The sequence below is a fragment of the Streptomyces sp. NPDC087859 genome (assembly GCF_044742595.1).
Taxonomy (GTDB): domain Bacteria; phylum Actinomycetota; class Actinomycetes; order Streptomycetales; family Streptomycetaceae; genus Streptomyces; species Streptomyces canus_F.
In genome coordinates, this window is sequence record NZ_JBIUUU010000004.1 from 14508 (window position 1) to 34229 (window position 19722).

Here is a 19722-nt window from a genome sequence, read left to right on the forward strand (position 1 = left end):
ACCATGGCTGGACTCGCCGCATCCGGGTCGAACCCCGACGTCGACCTGCTCTACGACATCAACGGCCTGGCCAAGGACGCACCCGTGTGGTTCGACCGGGTCATGGAGTACGTCGGTGAGTACGGGATTCTCCTGGCCACCGTGCTGCTCGTGCTGTGGTGCTGGCTGTCCGTGCGCAAGCGGGGCGGCGCGGAGGCACCCTCGTCCGTGGCCGCACTGGTCTGGGCGCCGCTCGCGGCCGGTGTCGCCGTGCTGGTCAACGTGCCGATTCGAGGATTCGTGGAGCGGCCCCGGCCGTTCCTCCAGCACGAGGGACTCGAGGTCCTGGTCTCCGGCAAGACCGACTACTCCTTCGTGAGCGACCACGCCACGATCACCATGGCCATGGCGGTCGGACTGTTCGTCGCCAACCGGAAGTTCGGCTTCTTCGGCATCGGCCTCGCCCTGCTCGAGGGCTTCTGCCGGGTCTACATGGGCGTGCACTACCCGACCGACGTCATCGGCGGCTTCGCCCTCGGCACCGCCGTGGCCCTGCTGCTGTCCCCGCTGGCCATGGCCCTGCTCACCCCGCTGATGAAGGCAATCGAGCGGTCGCCGCGCGCGGGATGGCTGATCCGGGCACGGGGGAAGTCCTACGACGGTCAGGACGCCCTGATCCCCGGCGCCCGGAAGGAAACGGGCGCCGAGGAGCGCGACCTCGCCGCCTGATCCGCCCAACAGGCCCCGGAGGTGCCCTAGAGGGCCTGCGGGAACGTGAAGAAGCCCTTCGGGTCGTACTGCTTCTTCAGGGCCGCGAGCCTGGTCGCCGCGTCTCCGTAGTACGCCTTGCGCCAGTCCGTCAGAGACGGGTCGGTGTAGTTCTGGTAGGCCGCGCCCGACGCGTAGGGCTTCATCGCGTTGTGGGCCTGGGTCAGCCAGGACTGGGCGGCCGTGCCCGGCGTGCCCGCCTTCCAGGCGGCGATGTACTGGGCCAGCATGCGGGAACGGCGGTGGACGAACGCCGTGGCCGTCGGGGAGACACGGTTGACGGCGCCGCCCAGGGCCGTGAGGGCGATGTCGCCGGCCCCGCCGCGTACCGACTCCAGCTGCCTGAGCATCGCCTGGATGCCGGCCGTGGACAGGGAGCGGTCGAAGAAGTCCGACTTCGCGGCGTACGTCTCCCGGCCGAGCGCGCCCTGCGGGGACCGGCCCGGGGTCTTGCCGGGCAGGTGGCACTGGGCGTCCGTGGTGAAGGAGGAGCAGCCGGCGTAGACCTCCATCGCGTCCTCGTACGAGAGGCGCTTGAGGGAGACGCTGGTCGCGGGGGCGCCGATCCTGTCGGCCAGGCGGTCCACGGCGTTCTGGAGTTCGCCGTAGGTACCTAGGGAGAAGGCGGCGACGGAGACCGTGGTGTAGCCGCCGGAGGTGCCCGCCAGGTGCAGGGACGACCAGATCTCGTCGGGCTGGGCCGGGCCCCACTCCTGCCAGGCCTTGGTCACGGCGGCGGCCTTCGCCCACGGCCAGGACAGATACGCCTTCACCGCCTGGGGTGCCGGGTGGGTCTTGAAGCGCAGCTCGGTGACGACGCCGAAGTTGCCGTTGCCCGCGCCGCGCAGCGCCCAGAAGAGGTCCTTGTTCTCGGTCGCGTTCGCGGTGAGCTGCTTGCCGTCCGCCGTGATCAGTGTCGCCTGGGTGAGGCTGTCGCAGGTCAGGCCGTAGGCGCGGGAGACGACTCCGTGGCCGCCGCCGAGGGTGAGTCCGGAGACGCCGACGGTGGGGCAGGAGCCGGCGGGGATGGTGACGCCCTTCGCGGTCAGCGCGCGGTAGACGTCGATGAGTTTCGATCCGGCGCCGACCACCGCTGTACCGCCGCTGCCGCGGACCTTGTTGAGCTTCGAGACGTCGACGATCAGGCGGTTGTTGCCGGAGGACCAGCCGGCGTAGGAGTGGCCGCCGTTGCGGATCGCGATGTGGAGGTGATGGGCTCGGGCGTAGGCGAGGGCGGTGCGGATGTCTTCCGCGTGGGCGACGTACGCGACCGCCGCGGGCTTCAGGTTGTCGAAGCGGGTGTTGTAGAGCTGGTGGGCGGTGGGCCAGTTCGTGTCGCCCGGGCGGACGAGGGTGCCGTCGAGGTCGCGGGCGAGGGCGGTCCAGTCCGCGGGGGCGGTGGCGGTGGTGCCGGTTCTGGTCGACGTACGTGCGGACGTGCCGGCGGTGGCCGTCTGCGCTGCGTCGGCTTTGTCGTCGCCATTGCACGCGGTCGCGGTCGCCGCGGCGATGGCGGCTACGCCGCCGCCGATGAACGTACGCCGTTCCATGTCGCCTCCTGGGGGTTCGTGGAACGAGACGAGGTGGTGGGGTCGGGGGTTCCATCGTGACGGGCTGAAGAACAAGGACACGGACCGGCGTCGAGAGGCGTGCTGTTACGTCTCTGTGTGGTGTTTTGCGTCTGTTCTTGCCTGGCTTCTTGCTCTTCGTGCCGGGCCGCGCCAGCCGCAGGTGCAGCGGGCTGTGCAGAAGGGGCCCTGGTCGACTGTTGTCGTCAGGTGTTCAGGGGAGTCGCGGGGCGGGGGGACCCTGTCCTGGTGTGCCACGGCGACAACGTTACCGAGCCCGGGTAAAGGGCTCGTATGCGCGTGACGGGCTCCGCATGGTCGTCGTTAGCGGAACGGACAGGGGGTCCGTGACGGAGGCAGGCGATGGCGGAGCGGCAGCAGAGGCGGACGGGCGGGGTCGGTGTTGTGGCGGGGGTCGTGGCCGTCTTCTGCGCCGGGGCCGCGGGGTGTGCGGGGAGCGGGGTCGCCGCCGAGGACGGGCGGAGCTCGGGTGACGCCGTCGAGGTGGTGCGCGTTGCCGCCGACCGGCTTGTGGAGGCGCGGAGTTCCAAGGCCCGGACCTCCATGGAGATGGCGACCGGGGGGACCCGCGTCACCATTCGCGGGGAGGGGATCTATGACTACCGGCGCCGGATCGGGGAGCTGAAGGTGCAGCTGCCGCAGGATCCCGCCGGGACCAGCGGGCATCGGCCCATCACCGAACTGCTCGCTCCCGGTGCGCTGTTCATGAAGAACCGCGGTGCCGGGGTGCCCTCCGACAAATGGGTGCGGGTCGAGACCGCATCGCTGTCGGACGGGAATCTCGTCACCGGGGGCGCCACCGACCCGTTCGCCGCCGCCGAGTTGTTGCGGGGGACGCGGTCCGCGGCCTATGTCGGGAAGACCGAGGTCGCGGGGACGCAGGTGTCGCACTACCGGGGGGTCGCGGATCTCACCGTCGCCGCCCGGGACGCCTCCGCCGGGAACAGGTCCGCCCTCGGCGCGGCGGCGAAAGGGTTCGCCACGGCCCGGGTCCCCTTCGACGTCTACCTCGACGGCGACGGGCGGATCCGCAAGGTCCGGCACCGGTTCAGCTTCGTCAACGGGCAGCAGGAGGGGACCGTGGCGGTCGCCTCCACGACCTTGCTCTACGACTTCGGGGTCGCCGTCGACGTACGGCTTCCGGACGACGACGACATCTACGCCGGGAAGATCGCCGAGGAGTGAGCAGCCGTGACGGGCGTCAAGAACTAGCCCGTCCGTGCCATGCGCGGTGCGTAGGCCGCTCCCTACTCTAGGAAGCGGTAACGGCAGAGAAGAGGTGATGCACGTGGCTCCGGTCGGCGGTACGGCAGTTCAGGACCACGTGGCCCTCGCCGAGATCGAGCTGTGCGGAGACCTGATCATCGCGGCCTCGGCCGCCCACGAGGACAGGCTCAGCCTTGAGAGCATCGACGAGGTGCTGAAAGTGGCCCAGGAGCGCGAGGACGCCTCCGGCGCGTGAGCCGCCCGGGGGCGTCCCCTCGGTCCCGTCGGTCCTGTCAGCCCGGCGTCCGCGTCCGTCTCAGGTTCGCAGCAGCCGGCCGATCGCCTTGGTCGCCTCTTCCACCTTGGCGTCGATCTCCTCGCCGCCCTTGAGGGCCGCGTCCGCGACGCAGTGCCGCAGGTGTTCCTCCAGCAGTTGCAGCGCGAAGGACTGCAGGGCCTTGGTGGAGGCGGACACCTGCGTGAGTATGTCGATGCAGTAGACGTCCTCGTCCACCATGCGCTGAAGGCCGCGGATCTGGCCCTCGATGCGGCGCAGGCGCTTGAGGTGCTCGTCCTTCTGCTTGTGGTAGCCGTGCACTCCGTGGTCGTGGTCCGTCTCCGCGGAGGGCACTTCCGCGCCGGCCTCGGTGGTCGTCATGGCGTCCTCCACATCTGCGGGCCAATCTGAGGGCACACATATACCCCTACTGGGTATATCGTACCCAACTTTGGCGGGTATAGGGCCTGCGGAAGGCCCCCGTGCCGACCACTCTGCCTGATGGGCGACACTGGGGGACGGCCCATTAGCCGTGGCCGGATGATGCACTTAGCATCAGCCTGACCGAAACCCATGCACCCCGAGGACCCCTTGTGCGCTTTCGTCTGACCCCCAGGGAGACGAGCTTCTACGACATGTTCGCCGCATCCGCGGACAACATCGTCACGGGCTCGAAGCTCCTCATGGAACTGCTCGGGGCGGACACCGCCGGCCGGGCCGAGATCGCAGAGCGGATGCGGGCGGCGGAACACGCAGGTGACGATGCCACGCATGCGATCTTCCACCAGCTGAACTCCTCGTTCATCACGCCGTTCGACCGTGAGGACATCTACAACCTCGCGTCGTCCCTCGACGACATCATGGACTTCATGGAGGAGGCCGTCGACCTCGTCGTCCTCTACAACGTCGAGGAACTCCCCAAGGGCGTCGAGCAGCAGATCGAGGTGCTGGCGCGGGCCGCCGAGCTCACCGCCGAGGCCATGCCGAACCTGCGGACCATGGACAACCTCACCGAGTACTGGATCGAGGTCAACCGGCTGGAGAACCAGGCCGACCAGATCCACCGCAAGCTGCTCGCCATGCTCTTCAACGGCAAGTACGAGGCCATCGAGGTGCTGAAGCTCAAGCAGATCGTGGACGTGCTGGAAGAGGCGGCTGACGCGTTCGAACACGTCGCCAACACCGTGGAGACCATCGCGGTCAAGGAGTCCTGAACCACGTGGACACCTTCGCTCTGATCGTGACCATCGGCGTCGCGCTCGGCTTCACGTACACCAATGGTTTCCATGATTCGGCCAACGCGATCGCGACCTCGGTCTCCACGCGCGCGCTGACCCCGCGGGCCGCGCTCGCCATGGCGGCCGTGATGAACCTCGCGGGTGCGTTCCTCGGCAGCGGGATCGCCAAGACCGTGAGTGAGGGCCTGATCGAGACCCCGCAGGGCAACCGGGGGATGTGGATCCTCTTCTCCGCCCTCGTCGGCGCGATCGTCTGGAACCTGGTCACCTGGTACTTCGGTCTGCCCTCGTCGTCCTCGCACGCGCTGTTCGGCGGCATGGTGGGAGCGGCACTCGCGGGCGGGATCGGCGTGATCTGGTCCGGGGTGCTCGACAAGGTCGTCATCCCGATGTTCCTGTCGCCGATCGTCGGTCTCGTCACCGGCTATCTGGTGATGGTCGCGATCATGTGGATGTTCCGGAAGTCGAACCCGCACAAGGCCAAGCGCGGTTTCCGGATCGCGCAGACCGTGTCCGCGGCCGGTATGGCCCTCGGTCATGGTCTGCAGGACGCGCAGAAGACGATGGGCATCGTGGTGATGGCGCTCGTCATCGCCGATGTCGAGCAGGCCGGTGACCCGATCCCGGTGTGGGTCAAGATCGCCTGTGCGGTGATGCTGTCGCTCGGCACGTACGCGGGCGGCTGGCGGATCATGCGGACCCTCGGGCGGAAGATCATCGAGCTGGACCCGCCGCAGGGCTTCGCCGCGGAGACCACGGGCGCGGGGATCATGTTCACCACCGCGTTCATGTTCCACGCGCCGATCTCGACGACCCATGTCATCACCTCGGCGATCATGGGCGTGGGGGCGACGAAGCGGGTGAACGCCGTGCGGTGGGGTGTCGCGAAGAACATCATCCTGGGCTGGTTCATCACCATGCCGGCGGCGGCGCTGGTCGCCGCGTGTGTGTTCGGTGTCGTGAACCTGGCGTTCCTGTGAGCGTGGTCAAGTAGTTGAAAAACACCCGACACTCCCGTCCCCTTCGTGAGACCTTTGGATCACCTGTTCTATGAACGCGTGTTCGAAGGGGGAATTCTCGTGAACACTCTCAGCAGGCGTCTGCTGTCCGGTGCGGGAGCGGTGGGTGCCGCGGCGGCCACCATGCTCTACGTGGCCGCGCCGGCCTCCGCGGCCACCGAGATCTACAGCGTGTCGACCTACAGGTCCGGTGACTACGCGGCGGCCGCGGGCTCGGAGGCCTTCTACACGGACGACGACTCGTTCCACATCTGCGACAACTCGACCGACGGTGCCGGTGTCGTCGGGTACTGGAAGGTCGGCAGCTCCGGCACGGTCCACTCCAAGTACAACGGCAACGGCTTCAACACGTGCGTGCCGTCCGACGAGGACTTCGCCGAGTCGGCCACGCTCTACATCAGGGTCTGTCTGCGCAACGACGGCAACGTGGTCTCGGCCACGTGCAGCGGCTGGAAGACGGCCTACGCCGACGGCGTCGCGTAACCGCCGGCCGTACGAAACGGGCCCGCCCCCTGTTGAAGCAGGGGGCGGGCCCTTTTTCGTCCTCGCGGTGGCACCGCCATGCAGCACCGCGAGGGGTCTTCAGCGGGTGCCGGTCTAGCCGAAGCGGCCCGAGATGTAGTCCTCCGTGGCCTGGACCGACGGGTTGGAGAAGATGCGCTCCGTGTCGTCGATCTCGATCAGCTTGCCGGGCTGGCCGACGGCCGCGAGGTTGAAGAACGCCGTGCGGTCCGAGACGCGGGCGGCCTGCTGCATGTTGTGCGTCACGATGACGATCGTGAAGCGCTCCTTCAGCTCGCCGATCAGGTCCTCGATCGCCAGGGTGGAGATGGGGTCCAGGGCCGAGCAGGGCTCGTCCATCAGCAGGACGTTCGGCTCGACCGCGATCGCGCGGGCGATGCACAGACGCTGCTGCTGACCGCCGGACAGGCCCGAGCCCGGCTTGTTCAGGCGGTCCTTGACCTCGTTCCAGAGGTTCGCGCCCTTGAGGGACTTCTCCACGATGTCCGAGAGCTGGGCCTTCTTGTACGAGCCGTTCAGGCGCAGGCCCGCCGCCACGTTGTCGAAGATCGACATCGTGGGGAACGGGTTCGGGCGCTGGAAGACCATGCCGACCTCGCGGCGCACCGACACGGGGTCGATGCCGCTGCCGTACAGGTCCTCGTCGTCCAGGAGCACCTTGCCCTCGACGCGGCCGCCGGGGGTGACCTCGTGCATCCGGTTCAGGGTGCGCAGGAACGTCGACTTGCCGCAGCCGGAGGGGCCGATGAAGGCCGTCACCGAGCGGGGCTCGACGGTCATCGAGATGTCCTCGATCGCCTTGTGGGAGCCGTAGTAGGCGGTCAGTCCGCTTACGTCGATTCGCTTGGCCATGATTACGTCACTTCCAGGGATTCAGTCGCCGAGAGGCCGCGTCAGCGACCGGTCTTGGGGGCCTTCCAGCGGGCGATGCCGCGGGCCACCAGGTTCAGGATCATCACGAAGGCGATCAGCGTCAGTGACGCCGCCCAGGCGCGGTCGTACGCCGCTCCGGAGCCCGCGCTGTTCGCGTACTGCTGGTAGATGTACAGCGGCAGCGAGGCCTGCGCACCCTCGAAGGGGTTGTTGTTGATGAACGGGTTACCGAACACCAGCAGCAGAACCGGAGCGGTCTCACCGGCGATACGGGCGACCGCCAGCATGATGCCGGTCGTGATACCGCCGATCGAGGTCGGCAGGACCACCTTCAGGATCGTGCGCCACTTCGGGACGCCGAGGGCCAGCGAGGCCTCGCGCAGCTCGTTCGGGACGAGCTTGAGCATCTCCTCGGTGGAGCGGACGACCACCGGCATCATCAGGATGGCCAGGGCCAGCGAGCCGGCGAACCCGAAGGGCTGCATCTCGAACATCAGCATGAGGCTGAGGATGAAGAGGCCCGCGACGATCGACGGGATGCCGGTCATCACGTCGACGAAGAACGTGATGGCCCTGGAGAGGTTGCCCCGGCCGTACTCCACCAGGTAGATCGCGGTGAGCACACCGATCGGGGCGGCGATGACCGTGGCGAGGGCGACCTGCTCGAGGCTGCCGAGGATGGCGTGGTAGATGCCGCCGCCCGGCTCGGTGTCGGCGACCACACCCATGGAGTGGGTCAGGAAGTAGACGTCCAGGACCTTCACACCGCGCGCGACCGTCACCCAGATCAGGGAGACCAGCGGGATGAGGGCGATCAGGAAGGAGACCCAGACCAGCGAGGTGGCGATCCGGTCCCTGGCCTGGCGGCGGCCCTCGACACGGGCGGCGATGCCGTAGGTCCCGACGAGGAAGAGGATCGCGGCGATCAGGCCCCACTGGACCTCGCTGTCGAGGCCGGCGCCCAGCCCGATGCCGACCGCGACGGCGATCGAGCCGGCCGCGATGGCGTACGGGGACCACTTGGGCAGACGGGCACCGCGCAGGGTGCTGACGGTTGCGGTGCTCATGCGTTGGCCCCCGAGTACTCCTTGCGGCGGGCGATGATCGCGCGGGCCGCGCCGTTGACCAGCAGGGTGATGACGAACAGGACCAGACCGGAGGCGATCAGCGCGTCACGGCCGAACTCCGTGGCCTCGCCGAACTTGCTGGCGATGTTCTGCGCGAAGGTGCCGCCGCCCGGGTCGAGCAGGCTGGCCTGGATGTCGAAGGTCGGGGAGAGCACGGTGGCGACGGCCATCGTCTCGCCGAGCGCGCGGCCGAGGCCGAGCATCGAGGCGGAGATCACGCCGGAGCGGCCGAAGGGGATCACCGAGATGCGGATGACCTCCCAGCGGGTGGCGCCGAGCGCCAGGGCCGCCTCCTCGTTCATCCGCGGTGTCTGCCGGAAGACCTCACGGCTGACGTTGGTGATGATCGGCAGGATCATGATCGCGAGCAGGATGCCGACGGTCAGCATCGAGCGGGGCGCGCCGCCCTGCCAGGAGAAGATGCCGGTCCAGCCGAGATAGGTGTCCAGCCAGCCGAAGAGACCGGTCATGTTCGGCACGAGGATCAGGGCGCCCCACAGGCCGTACACGATGGACGGGACGGCGGCGAGCAGGTCGATCACGTAGGCGATCGGGCCGCTCAGCTTGCGCGGGGCGTAGTGCGTGAGGAACAGCGCGATGGCGACCGCGATCGGGACCGCGATGGCCATGGCGACGATCGAGGAGACGACCGTGCCGAAGGCGAGCACCGCGATGCCGAAGACCGGCGGGTTGAGGCCGGTGTTCCACTCGAAGGTGGTCAGGAAGTTTCCGTCGTCCTTGCTGATCGCGAGGGACGCGCGGTAGGTGAGGAAGACCGCGATCGCGGCCATGATCACCAGCAGGAAGATGCCCGAACCGCGGGACAGGGCGAGGAAGACGCGGTCGCCGGGGCGGGTGGCGCCACGGGCCGCGGCCTTCTGCTCGGTCACGGTGGGCTGAGGGGCGGGGGGAGGAGTGTCAGCTATCTGTGTGGTGTCCATCGGGTTCTCCGGTCTGCGGAGTCGTACGGCTGTACGGCTCCTGGCGGCGGTGCACCGGACGGTGCGGTCCGGTCCGGGGTCTCAGGCCCTGGACCGGACCGCACGCGGGATCAGCTCAGGCCCTCGATGGTGGTGCGGACCTTGGCGATGATGTCGTCGGGGATCGGGGCGTAGCCGGCCTCGGCGAGCACGCCCTGGCCGTCCTCGGAGGCGATGTAGCGCAGGAACGCCTTCGTGGCGGGCAGGCTGTCGGCCTTGTTGCCCTTGTCGCAGACGATCTCGTACGTGACCAGGGTGATCGGGTAGGCGCCGTCGGCCTTGGTCGCGTAGTCCAGCTTCAGCGACAGGTCCTTGCCGGTGCCGACGACCTGAGCGGCCGCGATCGCCTTGGTGGCGTTCTCGACGGTGGCCTCGACCGGGGCGGAGGCGCCCGTGTCGATGGTGACCGGGACGATGCCGTCCTTGGCGTACGACAGCTCCATGTAGGAGATGGCGCCGGAGGTCTGCTTGACCTGCTGGGCGACACCGGAGGAGCCGGAGGCCGACTGGCCGCCCTTGGCCTGCCAGGCCTTGCCGCCCTCGTACTTCCAGTTCGCCGGGGAGGCGGCGATCAGGTACTTGGTGAAGTTGTCCGTGGTGCCGGACTCGTCGGAGCGGTGGAACGCCTGGATCTTCAGGTCGGGGAGCGTGGCGTCGGGGTTGAGCGCCTTGATCGCCTTGTCGTTCCAGTTGGTGATCTTGCTGTCGAAGATCTTGGCGAGCGTCTCGGCGTTCAGGACGAGCTTGTCCACGCCCGGGACGTTGAAGCCGACCGCGATCGGGCCGCCGACCATCGGGAGGTCGATGCCCTGGCCGCCCTTGCAGACCGACTTGGAGGCGGTGACCTCTTCGGGCTTCAGCGCGGAGTCCGAACCGGCGAAGGCCACCTGGCCCTGGGTGAACGCGGTGACGCCGGCGCCGGAGCCGCCGCCCTTGTAGTTGATCTGGACGCCGGAGCAGGCGGCCGTGAACTGCTTGACCCAGGCGTCGATGGCGTTCTTCTGCGCGGAGGAGCCGTCGGCGAGCAGCTGACCCTTGGCGTCGTCACACTTGATCGAGCTGTTGGCGGCGGTGGCGTTGCTCGCGCCGTCCGAGGAGCCGGTGTCGTCGGAGCCGCACGCCGTGAGGGCCAGGGCGCCGGAGACGGCGATCGCGCCGAGAGCGAGAGCCCGCCGGTTCTTGCGCTGAAGCTTCACTGAGGGAGTTCCTTCCGAGAGCCGCCGTCCTGAATCCGGCGGCGTGCGAAGACTGGGTGATGCGGACACGACTTCGAGGTGTTGTCCCGAAGGGCGGTCCGCACCGCGTAAGGCCGAAATTAGGCAGATCAGGTGAAGGCGCCGACTGGCGTAAATGAACGGGGGGTGAACCCCTGCGGAAGGGGCGGTTAGGTCACGGAAGGCTTACGTCGAGGACACGACGCGATTCCGGACTATGTCAGGTGCAGTGAGGCCAGCAGCGCGTCCACCAACGTGCGGTCCCTCGGCTGGGTCAGTCGGTTGCGGGCTCCCGTCGGGGAGAGCCACAGGATGCGGTCGACCTCGCTGTTCGGGGTGAAGGCACCGTCGACGGCCTCGGCGGCCCAGTAGCGGACCTGTTTGGGGCGCTCGTTCGCCACGTAGTGCATCGTGGGCAGCTCGGCGCCGGTCGCCGCCCGGTAGCCGGTTTCCTCCGCCACCTCGCGCAGGGCGCCCACCAGGGGGTCCTCGCCCCGCTTCAGCTTGCCCTTGGGGTGGGACCAGTCGTCGTATTTCGGCCTGTGGACGAGGCATACCTCCAGCTCACCGTCGAAGGGCGAACGGCGCCACAGGACGCAGCCCGCCGCCTGGACGGTGCTGTTGCCGGGAGAGCTCACCGAGGGCTCACCGCCTCCGTGTCGGCTACGAGGTGCTGACGGGTTCCATCTGCCACGAACGCTGGAAGGCGAACCTGGCGGCTTCCACTTCGTGGCGCTGGTCGGCGTGGAGCACGCCGAGGGCGTAGGCGGTCGCCGGCGCGATCCGGGGCGTGCGGGCCGCCTGCGCGGCGGCCGCGGCGGCCTCGGACGCGTCGCGGTGCCGGTCGAGTGCCTCGCCGGCCGCGAGCAGGCGTACATCGGTCAGGTCGCCGCGCAGGACCTCGCGGGCGTACCGGTGCAGGCGCAGCAGCAGGCGGACCTGGTGCCAGGGGGCGTCCTGGGGGTGCGGGGCCGGGTCCGGGGAGAGGCCGTGGACGAGGGCCTCCGCGTTGTAGGGATGGCCCGCGGTGACCAGGGGGAGGGCGGCCGCGGCGTCCTTGAGGCGGTCCTTGGCGGCCTGGGCCAGGGCGTGGAGGTCGGTGGAGGGGGCCGCGGGGGTGAGGGGCACCTCGCTGGCCAGTACGGCGATGTTATCGGCGACCGCGTGGAAGCGGGAGGAGCCGAGGGCCTGGAGGGCCGTGGAGTGCGCCCGGGTACGGGCCAGGGTCAGCTGGCGGTCCAGGAGGGCGCCCGCCTTCGCCGCGCCCACCGTGAGGTTGCCGCGGTCCGGGGAGGGCGCCGGCGGGGCCGAGGCGACTGTCCCGCCGGCCCCCTGCGCCGGAAACACCGTCGCCCCCGACAGCCGGTGCAGCGCCAGCAGCAGCCTCTCCAGCCGCGCCTCGCACGCGTGCTCCGACGCCAGCGTGCCCGACACCCACGCCAGTTCGGGCCGCATCCGTTCCGACCAGTCCGCCTCCAGGAGCGGCCGGAAGGTGTGGAGGCTGCCGCTGATGCGGCGGGCCGAGCGGCGCAGGGCCCGGGCCGCGTCGACGGGGGGCACCGCGCCGCTGCCGGCGACCGCACCGGACTCCCGGTGCAGTCGCAGGGCGCGGAGGAACTCCGTGGCCTGGGCCCGGAGGTAACCCGCGAGGGCTTCCCCCGTCACCGGCCCGGCATGACCGGCCACGGGTTCCGTCGGTTCAAGGTGTTGCTGTGCCACGCCGGCGCCTCCGGGCGTCTATGAGCATCTCCTGGACGTTGCGCAGCGGCTGGCCCTCCGCGTCGGTCGCGTGCCGCTCCCACTCGCCGTCCGGGCCCAGATGCCAGGAGGACGTGGCGTCGGACATGCCCGTCTCCAGGAGACGGTTGAGCGCCGCCCGGTGGGCCGGGTCGGTCACCCTGACCAGCGCCTCGATACGGCGGTCGAGGTTGCGGTGCATCATGTCGGCGCTGCCGATCCACACCTCGGGCTCACCGCCGTTGCCGAAGCCGAAGACCCGGGAGTGCTCCAGGAAGCGGCCGAGGATCGAGCGGACCCGGATGTTCTCCGACAGGCCCGTGACGCCGGGGCGGATCGCGCAGATGCCGCGCACCCACACGTCGACCGGCACACCGGCCTGGGACGCGCGGTAGAGCGAGTCGATGAGCGCCTCGTCGACCATCGAGTTGACCTTGATGCGGATGAACGCCGGACGCCCCGCCTTGTGGTGCTGGACTTCCTTGTTGACCCGCGAGATCAGACCGTCCCGAAGGGACTTGGGAGCCACCAGGAGGCGGCGGTAGGTCTCGCGGCGGGAGTAGCCCGAGAGACGGTTGAACAGGTCCGAGAGGTCCGCGCCGACCTGCGGGTCCGCCGTCAGCAGGCCCAGGTCCTCGTACAGGCGGGCCGTCTTGGGGTGGTAGTTGCCGGTGCCGACGTGGCTGTAGCGCCGTAGCGTCTCGCCCTCCTGGCGCACCACCAGGGACAGCTTGCAGTGGGTCTTCAGGCCCACCAGGCCGTAGACGACATGGCAGCCCGCCTCCTCCAGCTTGCGCGCCCACTTGATGTTGGCGTGCTCGTCGAAGCGGGCCTTGATCTCGACCAGGACGAGGACCTGCTTGCCGGCCTCGGCGGCGTCGATGAGCGCGTCGACTATCGGGGAGTCGCCGGAGGTCCGGTACAGGGTCTGCTTGATGGCGAGGACGTCCGGGTCGTCGGCCGCCTGCTGGAGGAAGGCCTGCACGGAGGTCGAGAAGCTGTCGTAGGGGTGGTGCAGCAGCACGTCACGGGCGCGCAGGGCCGCGAAGATGTCGGGCGCGGACGCCGACTCGACCTCGGCCAGGTCGCGGTGGACGCCGGCGATGAACTTCTTGTACTTCAGCTCGGGCCGGTCGAGGGAGGCGATGCGGAAGAGACCGGTGAGGTCCAGGGGACCCGGCAGCGGGTACACCTCGGCCTCGGAGATCTTCAGCTCGCGCACCAGCAGGTCCAGGACCTCGCGGTCGATGGACTCCTCCACCTCCAGGCGCACCGGCGGCCCGAAGCGGCGCCGCATGAGCTCCTTCTCCAGGGCCTGGAGCAGGTTCTCGGCGTCGTCCTCCTCGACCTCCAGGTCCTCGTTCCTGGTCAGGCGGAAGGCGTGGTGCTCCAGCACCTCCATGCCCGGGAACAGCTCCTCCAGGTGCGCGGCGATGACGTCCTCGATGGGGACGTAGCGGCCGGGGGAGCTCTCCAGGAAGCGGGACAGCAGCGGCGGGACCTTGACGCGGGCGAAGTGGCGGTGGCCGGTGACGGGGTTGCGTACGACGACCGCGAGGTTCAGCGAGAGACCCGAGATGTACGGGAAGGGGTGCGCCGGGTCGACCGCCAGGGGGGTCAGGACCGGGAAGATCTGGTGGCGGAACAGGGTGAAGAGGCGGGCCTGCTCCTTCTCCTGGAGCTCGTTCCAGCGGACCAGGTGGATGCCCTCCTCCGCCAGTGCGGGGGCGACGTCCTCGTGGTAGCAGGCGGCGTGCCGGGCCATCAGCTCGCGGGAGCGGGCCCAGATCATCTCCAGCACCTCGCGCGGCTGGAGGCCGGAGGCGGAGCGGGTGGCGACGCCGGTGGCGATACGGCGCTTCAGACCGGCCACCCGGACCATGAAGAACTCGTCCAGGTTGCTGGCGAAAATCGCGAGGAAGTTCGCCCGTTCGAGCAGGGGCGTGTTCGGATCCTCGGCGAGTTCCAGGACGCGCTCGTTGAAGGCGAGCCAGCTGCGCTCCCGGTCGAGGAAACGACCCTGCGGGAGATCCGGTCCATCGAAGGGCGACTCCTCGTACGCGTCGAGGTCGGCGTCGATGTCGGGTTCCAGGTCGGAGACCGCCGCCGCCACGGTGTGCGGGCGGTGCGCGGCTATGGAGCCCACGGAGGGCTGCGCGTGCTGGACCTGTGCTGCCTGGGTGTTGGGCTGGCTCATGGACCCATTGTTCCGCGCCGAGGGCGAGACAGGCGCGTCGGAGAGCGCGGGCGGGAGCGCGGCGACTCCGTTCCGCGCGGGTCCCTCGGGTGGCGGCGAAGGCTCGGGCACGGCGGGCTTCATTCGCCGAGCCTCGCAAGTCTGTCTGAACCATTGGTTACGGAGACATGGCGTGTGGGACACCGGGGAGCGGATCCCGGGCATCCGCCCGCCCGGAAACAGGCCCGGACCGCACGTCCCCCACCCCCGTGGGAGGACGTGCGGTCCGGAGGTCCTAGGCCGTGCGGCGGCGCAGCAGCAGGAAGGCGGCGGCCGTCGCGGCGGCGGCGATGGCGAGGAGGAGGCCGGTCTCGACGTACTGGAGGGGCCAGAAGTCGGAGGCGGGGTGGTAGTCGAGGTAGTAGCCGGTCACGCCGTGGTCGGTGAAGCACTTCATGCTGTCGCCGCAGTCCGGGATCGGGATCCGTTCGCCGCCGGCGGTCAGGGCCCCCTGGTCGCCCCACAGGACGTTCTGCGGGGTCCCGGGGCCCGAGCGCAGACCGTTGAGCGCGGTCTGCCAGGGCCACAGGTGGGGGGTGACGGTGTCGGCGGCGTACTCCACGAGCACGGTGACCGCGAGGCCCAGCGCGAGGGCCGGCAGGGCGCGGCGCAGGAGCAGGCCCGCGAGGGCGCCGACGGCCAGGGCGAGGAGGGGCAGGGCGAGGGCGACGGTGCCGTTCGCGGTGAACGTGTTGTCGTCGTACCAGACCCAGTCCAGCGGGAACTCGTTCGCGCGGTAGACCATGCGGTGCAGCAGGACCAGTACGGCCGTGCCGGCGGTGAGCAGGGCCGCGGGGACGGCGAGCTTGGCGGCCAGCCAGCGGGTCGGCGTCACGCCCTGGGTCCACGCCAGCCGCGCGGTGCCGGACTCCAGTTCGCGGCCGATGACGGCACCGGCCCACGCGGCGACGGCACAGGGCAGGTAGACGATGGCCCACCTGGCGAGCATGACGGTCCGGTAGTAGCCGTTGAGCGTGGTGTCCCACATGCAGTCGTCGCCGACGGGGCAGCTGCGCCGCCACGCGGCCTCGGCGGAATCGGCGCCGGGACCATACGCCCACAGCAGGGCCAGCGCGGCGGCGACGGTCACGAGCACCCAGACGATCAGGGCGGCGCGGTGCAGGCGCAGCACCGTGCGGCCGGTGGCCGGGGGCCGCGGTGGGGCCGCGGCGACGGATGCGGTCATGCGGGGGACTCCTGGCGGGGCGTGCGAGCGGGGTGGGTGCGGTGGCGGAGCAGGAGGAACGCGGCGAGGGTGGCCAGGGCCGCGACGGCGAGGACGATGCCGGTCTCGACGAGGTGCAGCGGCCAGAAGTGGGACTGCGGGTGGTAGGCGCCGTCGCCCAGCTGCCATACGGTGGCGGGCAGTTCGCGTCCGTCGCTGTCGGCCGAGGGCCAGTACTGCGCGCGGTACTTCTCCACGTACCGGTTGAGCACGATCACCGCGGCGACCGCGATGGCCGTCGCGGGCAGTGAACGGCGTACGACGAGCCCGGTGAGCGCGCCGACGGCGAGGGCGCACAGGCCGTAGGCCACGACGAGCGGGCCGCGGGCGGCGAACACGTCGGCGAAGCCCCAGTCGTCGCCCATCAGGTCGCGGTGGGCCGACCAGGCCCAGCGGTAGACGGGGACGAAGAGCGCGCCGCCGACGATCAGGACCAGCGCCGGCACGGAGAGCTTGGCGGTCAGCCAGCGCATCGGCGAGACGCCCTGCGTCCACGCCAGCCGCTCCGTGCCGGACTCCAGTTCACGGCCGATCAGCGCGCCGGCCGACCAGGCGGCGACGGACCAGAAGCCGTAGTACATGAACGTACTGATCCAGCCCATCGGCTCGCTGTAGTCGCGCCAGGCCCAGATGCCGCAGCCGCCGTCGGGGTCGTTCCTGGGGCAGGCGGCCAGCGTCGCGTGTACGTCGTCGGCGGTGATCTCGGTCAGCCAGACCAGGGAGGCCACCGAGCCCAGCACGAACACGGTCCACACGATCAGGGCCGTGCGGTGCAGCCGCAGCACGCCCCGGATCATGAGAGACCTCTCGTGCGTACGGCCATCACGCGGAACGCGGCCAGCGCGAGCAGGGCGGCGACGGCGAGCACGATCGCGGAGGCGGTCAGCTGGAGGGGCCAGTAGTGGGAGAGCGGGTGGTAGTCGTGGTACCAGCTGACGGCGCCGAGACGGTCGTAGAGCCGCTCGCACTGCGGGTTGATCGTGCTGCCGCAGAACGGGTCGGCGAGGCGCTCGCCGTCGGCGGTGAGCAGGCCTGTGGACACGTCCACGCCGTTGCCCACGGGCAGATCGCTGTCCAGGCCCGACACGCTGTGCACCGGCGTCCACAGGTGCGGCAGGGCCCGGTGGACACCGGCCCACAGCGCGCCCACGGCGACGACGGAGGCGCCCAGCGCGGCCAGTGAGCGGCGCAGCAGCACGCCCGCGAAGGCGCCGGCGAACAGGCCGGCCAGGGCGAGGGCGACGGTGATCGGGCCGCCGGCGTAGAAGGTGGGCGGGTCGTACCAGGACTTGGCGCTGCCGATCCGGCCCTCGGACGCCCACCACATCTCGTGGTGCAGCAGCACCAGGAGGCCGGTGCCGGCGGTGACCAGGGCGGCCGGGAGGGTGAGCTTCGAGAGCAGCCAGCGGGTCGGGGTCAGGCCCTGGGCCCACGCCAGCTGCGCGGTGCGCTGCTCCAGTTCACGGCCGGTGAGGGCGGCTCCCGCCCAGGCGGCGACGAGGAAGGGGACGGCCAGGACCGCGATGGTCGCGTAGTCGTAGATGTGCTTGTAGCGCAGGATCGCGGCCTGGTCGTACAGGCAGGGACCTGTGGACGCGCAGGCGTAGTGCTGCTGCCAGGCCTCGGCGGAGGCGTCGGCCAGTGGACCCCACAGGCACATCAGCGCGCTGCCGAGTCCGAGGAGGACGACGGTCCAGATGAGGAGGGCCGGTCGGTGCAGTCGTATCAGCCACCGGGTCAGGTGCGGTGCGGTGAGGGTGCTCACGCGGAGACCTCCTCGGCGCCGGCCGGCGTCAGGCCGGGGGCCTGCGGGTTGCGCAGATAGGACAGCACCAGCTCCTCCAGGGAGGGCGCGCTGGTGCGCCAGCCGGCGGGGAGCGGGGCGGCCGGGCGGATCAGGGCGGACAGCTGGCGGCCCGTGGTGCGGGACTCGACGACCGTGTGCGGGTCGAGGGCGGTGTCCGCGGATGCCGACACGCGCGTGTGCGTCTCCAGCAGCTCGTCGATCTCCCCGGCGAGGCGGACCCGGCCGCCGCCGATCAGCAGCAGGTGGTCGCAGGAGTCCTCCAGCTCGGCGACGACGTGCGAGGACATGACGATCGTGGTGCCGTGCTGGGCCGCTTGTGACATCAGCACGCCCATCAGCTCGTGCCGGGCCAGCGGGTCGAGGTCGGCCATCGGCTCGTCCAGGAGCAGGAGTTCGGGCTTCTTGCCGAGCGCGAGGGCGAGCGCGACCCGGGTCCGCTGGCCGCCGGACAGGGCGCGGATACGGGCCTTGGGGTCGAGCTCGCCGCCTGCCACGATCCGCTCGGCGGCGCGCGCGTCCCAGTGGCCGGGGTTGAGGTCGGCGCCCATGCGGAGCGTCTCGGCGACGCTGAGCTGGGGATAGAGCGGCTTGTCCTGGGCGACGAAGCCCACGCGTGCGCGTGCCTGGCCCGCGGGCCCGCCGAGGACGGAGAGGGCGCCCTCCGTGGGGGCCATGAGGCCGGCGGCGAGGGCGAGCAGCGTGGACTTGCCGGCGCCGTTGGGGCCGACGACGGCGCAGACGCGGCTGGCGGGGAGCGTGAACGTGCAGTCGCGCAGGGCCCATCCGGCGGACCGCCGCAGCCGGCCGAAGCGCTTGCCCAGCGCGGCTGCCTCAAGGGCGGTGTCGGTCATGAGGGGGCTCCCTGGCTGTGCTGGTCCTGGCCGTTTCCGTCCAGGAAGTGCTTGTCGAGTACGGCGGTGAAGAGCGCGGCCACGTCGTCCCGGTCGAGGCCGGCCGCCCGGGCCCGCTGGGTCCATCCGTCGAGCTCGGAGTGGAGGGGCGAGTCGGCGGTAGCGGCGCCGAGGCCGCGGCGCACGAAGGTGCCGAGGCCGCGCCGGGCCTCGACCAGTCCCTCGCGCTCCAGTTCGCGGTAGGCCTTCAGGACCGTGTTGGGGTTGATGGCGGTGGCCTCCACTACCTCGCGCGCCGTGGGGAGCTTGTCGCCCGGTTCCAGGTGGCCCAGCCGGAGGGCCTGCTTGGTCTGCTGGACGATCTGGACGTACGTGGCGACCCCGGAGTGCCGGTCGATGCGGTACTCGACCACCCGTGCACCACCCTTTCACTAATTGAGTAGTTAAAGGGTGGTGCAAGGCGGGTCGGAAAGTCAAGAGCGATCCTGTGAACCGATCGGCGGGGCTCGTGCGATGAGGGTGATGTGAGCGAGACGAGAAGCGACGGGGAGCTGCTGCGGGCCGCGGCGGACGGGGACCGGCGCGCCTTCGAGGAGCTGTACCGGCGGTTCGCGCCCTGGCTGACGGCCAGGCTGCGGGGCCGGTGCGCCGACGCCGGGGTCGTCGACGACGTGGTGCAGGAGACGTTCCTCGCGATCTGGCGGGGCAAGGCCCGCTATCGCGAGGACGGAGTCACCGGGGATCCGGCCGGGTGGCTGTGGCGCATCGGTTCGCGGCGCCTCGTCGACGTGCTGCGCGGCGACGGGGCGCGGGGGAGGCTGCGGCAGGCACTGGCCAGGCTGCGCCACCGGGACGAGGCGTCAGCGGAGGAACGCGTGCTCGCGGGGGTTGAGCACGGAGACCTCGCGGGCGCCCTGGTCCGGCTGTCACCCGAGCTCCGGGCGGTCCTCCAGGCGACGGTCATCGACGGGCTGACCACCCGCGAGGCGGCCGTCGTCCTGGGGATCCCGCCGGGCACGGTCAAGACGCGGGCGATGCGGGCCCGTAAGCAACTGCGGGAGGCACTGGCATGAG

General features: G+C 70.3%; 21 protein-coding genes. 7 read left to right on the plus strand and 14 right to left on the minus strand.

The window, feature by feature from the left end; translation table 11 throughout:
* Positions 1-3: 3 nt before the first annotated feature.
* Complete coding sequence (locus ACIOHP_RS10125) at positions 4-708, plus strand: phosphatase PAP2 family protein (RefSeq protein WP_361553623.1); 705 nt, start codon at positions 4-6, stop codon at positions 706-708.
* Between the two features lie 26 nt (positions 709-734).
* Here the strand turns inward: ACIOHP_RS10125 and ACIOHP_RS10130 are convergent, their stop codons facing one another.
* Positions 735-2297, minus strand: a complete 1563-nt coding sequence (locus ACIOHP_RS10130; RefSeq protein ID WP_401885331.1) for an FAD-binding oxidoreductase — start codon at positions 2295-2297, stop codon at positions 735-737.
* 381 nt (positions 2298-2678) lie between these two features.
* Between ACIOHP_RS10130 and ACIOHP_RS10135 the strand changes: the two genes are divergently transcribed.
* Both ACIOHP_RS10135 and ACIOHP_RS10140 read left to right on the plus strand, forming a co-directional pair.
* Positions 2679-3521 (plus strand): hypothetical protein, encoded by an 843-nt coding sequence (locus tag ACIOHP_RS10135; protein WP_401885333.1) that lies wholly within the window; start codon positions 2679-2681, stop codon positions 3519-3521.
* Between the two features lie 97 nt (positions 3522-3618).
* A complete protein-coding gene (locus tag ACIOHP_RS10140) occupies positions 3619-3798 on the plus strand; it encodes a hypothetical protein (protein ID WP_046262891.1) in 180 nt (59 codons plus the stop codon).
* 60 nt (positions 3799-3858) lie between these two features.
* On the opposite strand, the gene ACIOHP_RS10145 is transcribed toward ACIOHP_RS10140, so the two are convergent.
* Positions 3859-4200 (minus strand): metal-sensitive transcriptional regulator, encoded by a 342-nt coding sequence (locus ACIOHP_RS10145; RefSeq protein ID WP_046262890.1) that lies wholly within the window; start codon positions 4198-4200, stop codon positions 3859-3861.
* A gap of 212 nt (positions 4201-4412) precedes the next feature.
* Here ACIOHP_RS10145 and ACIOHP_RS10150 point away from each other — a divergent pair, with 212 nt between their 5' ends.
* From ACIOHP_RS10150 to ACIOHP_RS10160, 3 genes are all read left to right on the plus strand, one after another.
* On the plus strand, positions 4413-5033 hold the full coding sequence (locus tag ACIOHP_RS10150; RefSeq protein ID WP_030043659.1) for a DUF47 domain-containing protein: 621 nt from the start codon (positions 4413-4415) through the stop codon (positions 5031-5033).
* A gap of 5 nt (positions 5034-5038) precedes the next feature.
* Entirely contained in the window at positions 5039-6037 is a 999-nt protein-coding gene (locus ACIOHP_RS10155) for an anion permease (RefSeq protein WP_401885336.1), read from the plus strand.
* Between the two features lie 99 nt (positions 6038-6136).
* Positions 6137-6559: a hypothetical protein gene (locus tag ACIOHP_RS10160; protein WP_361553609.1), complete on the plus strand. Its 423-nt coding sequence runs from the start codon at positions 6137-6139 to the stop codon at positions 6557-6559.
* Between the two features lie 114 nt (positions 6560-6673).
* Here the strand turns inward: ACIOHP_RS10160 and pstB are convergent, their stop codons facing one another.
* From pstB to ACIOHP_RS10220, 12 genes are all read right to left on the minus strand, one after another.
* The gene (pstB, locus tag ACIOHP_RS10165; RefSeq protein ID WP_361553606.1) at positions 6674-7450 is read right to left on the minus strand and encodes a phosphate ABC transporter ATP-binding protein PstB; all 777 of its coding nucleotides are present in this window, start codon (positions 7448-7450) and stop codon (positions 6674-6676) included.
* Between the two features lie 41 nt (positions 7451-7491).
* Positions 7492-8538, minus strand: a complete 1047-nt coding sequence (gene pstA, locus ACIOHP_RS10170; protein ID WP_401885347.1) for a phosphate ABC transporter permease PstA — start codon at positions 8536-8538, stop codon at positions 7492-7494.
* Positions 8535-9539 carry a phosphate ABC transporter permease subunit PstC gene (gene pstC, locus ACIOHP_RS10175; protein WP_361553600.1) on the minus strand — a complete coding sequence of 335 codons (1005 nt, stop codon included), beginning with the start codon at positions 9537-9539 and terminating at the stop codon, positions 8535-8537. The genes pstA and pstC overlap by 4 nt, the downstream gene beginning before the upstream one ends.
* Before the next feature lie 110 nt (positions 9540-9649).
* On the minus strand, positions 9650-10774 hold the full coding sequence (gene pstS / locus ACIOHP_RS10180) for a phosphate ABC transporter substrate-binding protein PstS (RefSeq protein ID WP_361553597.1): 1125 nt from the start codon (positions 10772-10774) through the stop codon (positions 9650-9652).
* A gap of 233 nt (positions 10775-11007) precedes the next feature.
* Positions 11008-11430: an NUDIX hydrolase gene (locus tag ACIOHP_RS10185; protein ID WP_401885353.1), complete on the minus strand. Its 423-nt coding sequence runs from the start codon at positions 11428-11430 to the stop codon at positions 11008-11010.
* Positions 11431-11455: 25 nt separating this feature from the next.
* Complete coding sequence (locus ACIOHP_RS10190; RefSeq protein ID WP_361553591.1) at positions 11456-12511, minus strand: CHAD domain-containing protein; 1056 nt, start codon at positions 12509-12511, stop codon at positions 11456-11458.
* Positions 12492-14849, minus strand: coding sequence for an RNA degradosome polyphosphate kinase (locus tag ACIOHP_RS10195; RefSeq protein WP_361553588.1), 2358 nt, complete (start codon positions 14847-14849; stop codon positions 12492-12494). The genes ACIOHP_RS10190 and ACIOHP_RS10195 overlap by 20 nt, the downstream gene beginning before the upstream one ends.
* 151 nt (positions 14850-15000) lie before the next feature.
* Positions 15001-15951: a hypothetical protein gene (locus tag ACIOHP_RS10200; protein ID WP_401885357.1), complete on the minus strand. Its 951-nt coding sequence runs from the start codon at positions 15949-15951 to the stop codon at positions 15001-15003.
* Positions 15948-16787 (minus strand): hypothetical protein, encoded by an 840-nt coding sequence (locus ACIOHP_RS10205; protein WP_401885359.1) that lies wholly within the window; start codon positions 16785-16787, stop codon positions 15948-15950. Before ACIOHP_RS10205 ends, ACIOHP_RS10200 begins: the two co-directional genes overlap by 4 nt.
* A complete protein-coding gene (locus ACIOHP_RS10210) occupies positions 16784-17755 on the minus strand; it encodes an ABC transporter permease (RefSeq protein ID WP_401885362.1) in 972 nt (323 codons plus the stop codon). Before ACIOHP_RS10210 ends, ACIOHP_RS10205 begins: the two co-directional genes overlap by 4 nt.
* Positions 17752-18648 (minus strand): ABC transporter ATP-binding protein, encoded by an 897-nt coding sequence (locus ACIOHP_RS10215; RefSeq protein WP_401885364.1) that lies wholly within the window; start codon positions 18646-18648, stop codon positions 17752-17754. Before ACIOHP_RS10215 ends, ACIOHP_RS10210 begins: the two co-directional genes overlap by 4 nt.
* The gene (locus ACIOHP_RS10220; RefSeq protein ID WP_361553574.1) at positions 18645-19061 is read right to left on the minus strand and encodes a GntR family transcriptional regulator; all 417 of its coding nucleotides are present in this window, start codon (positions 19059-19061) and stop codon (positions 18645-18647) included. The genes ACIOHP_RS10215 and ACIOHP_RS10220 overlap by 4 nt, the downstream gene beginning before the upstream one ends.
* Positions 19062-19172: 111 nt before the next feature.
* Here ACIOHP_RS10220 and ACIOHP_RS10225 point away from each other — a divergent pair, with 111 nt between their 5' ends.
* On the plus strand, positions 19173-19721 hold the full coding sequence (locus ACIOHP_RS10225) for an RNA polymerase sigma factor (RefSeq protein ID WP_361553571.1): 549 nt from the start codon (positions 19173-19175) through the stop codon (positions 19719-19721).
* Position 19722 lies beyond the last annotated feature (1 nt).

Excerpts from the sequence above, each read along its gene's own strand:
- ACIOHP_RS10125 (WP_361553623.1), top strand. The coding sequence starts at position 4 with ATGGCTGGACTCGCCGCATCCGGGTCGAACCCCGACGTCGACCTGCTC.
- ACIOHP_RS10130 (WP_401885331.1), bottom strand. The coding sequence starts at position 2,297 with ATGGAACGGCGTACGTTCATCGGCGGCGGCGTAGCCGCCATCGCCGCG.
- ACIOHP_RS10135 (WP_401885333.1), top strand. The coding sequence starts at position 2,679 with ATGGCGGAGCGGCAGCAGAGGCGGACGGGCGGGGTCGGTGTTGTGGCG.
- ACIOHP_RS10140 (WP_046262891.1), top strand. The coding sequence starts at position 3,619 with ATGCACGTGGCTCCGGTCGGCGGTACGGCAGTTCAGGACCACGTGGCC.
- ACIOHP_RS10145 (WP_046262890.1), bottom strand. The coding sequence starts at position 4,200 with ATGACGACCACCGAGGCCGGCGCGGAAGTGCCCTCCGCGGAGACGGAC.
- pstB (WP_361553606.1), bottom strand. The coding sequence starts at position 7,450 with ATGGCCAAGCGAATCGACGTAAGCGGACTGACCGCCTACTACGGCTCC.
- pstA (WP_401885347.1), bottom strand. The coding sequence starts at position 8,538 with ATGAGCACCGCAACCGTCAGCACCCTGCGCGGTGCCCGTCTGCCCAAG.
- pstC (WP_361553600.1), bottom strand. The coding sequence starts at position 9,539 with ATGGACACCACACAGATAGCTGACACTCCTCCCCCCGCCCCTCAGCCC.
- ACIOHP_RS10195 (WP_361553588.1), bottom strand. The coding sequence starts at position 14,849 with ATGAAGCCCGCCGTGCCCGAGCCTTCGCCGCCACCCGAGGGACCCGCG.
- ACIOHP_RS10200 (WP_401885357.1), bottom strand. The coding sequence starts at position 15,951 with ATGACCGCATCCGTCGCCGCGGCCCCACCGCGGCCCCCGGCCACCGGC.
- ACIOHP_RS10205 (WP_401885359.1), bottom strand. The coding sequence starts at position 16,787 with ATGATCCGGGGCGTGCTGCGGCTGCACCGCACGGCCCTGATCGTGTGG.
- ACIOHP_RS10215 (WP_401885364.1), bottom strand. The coding sequence starts at position 18,648 with ATGACCGACACCGCCCTTGAGGCAGCCGCGCTGGGCAAGCGCTTCGGC.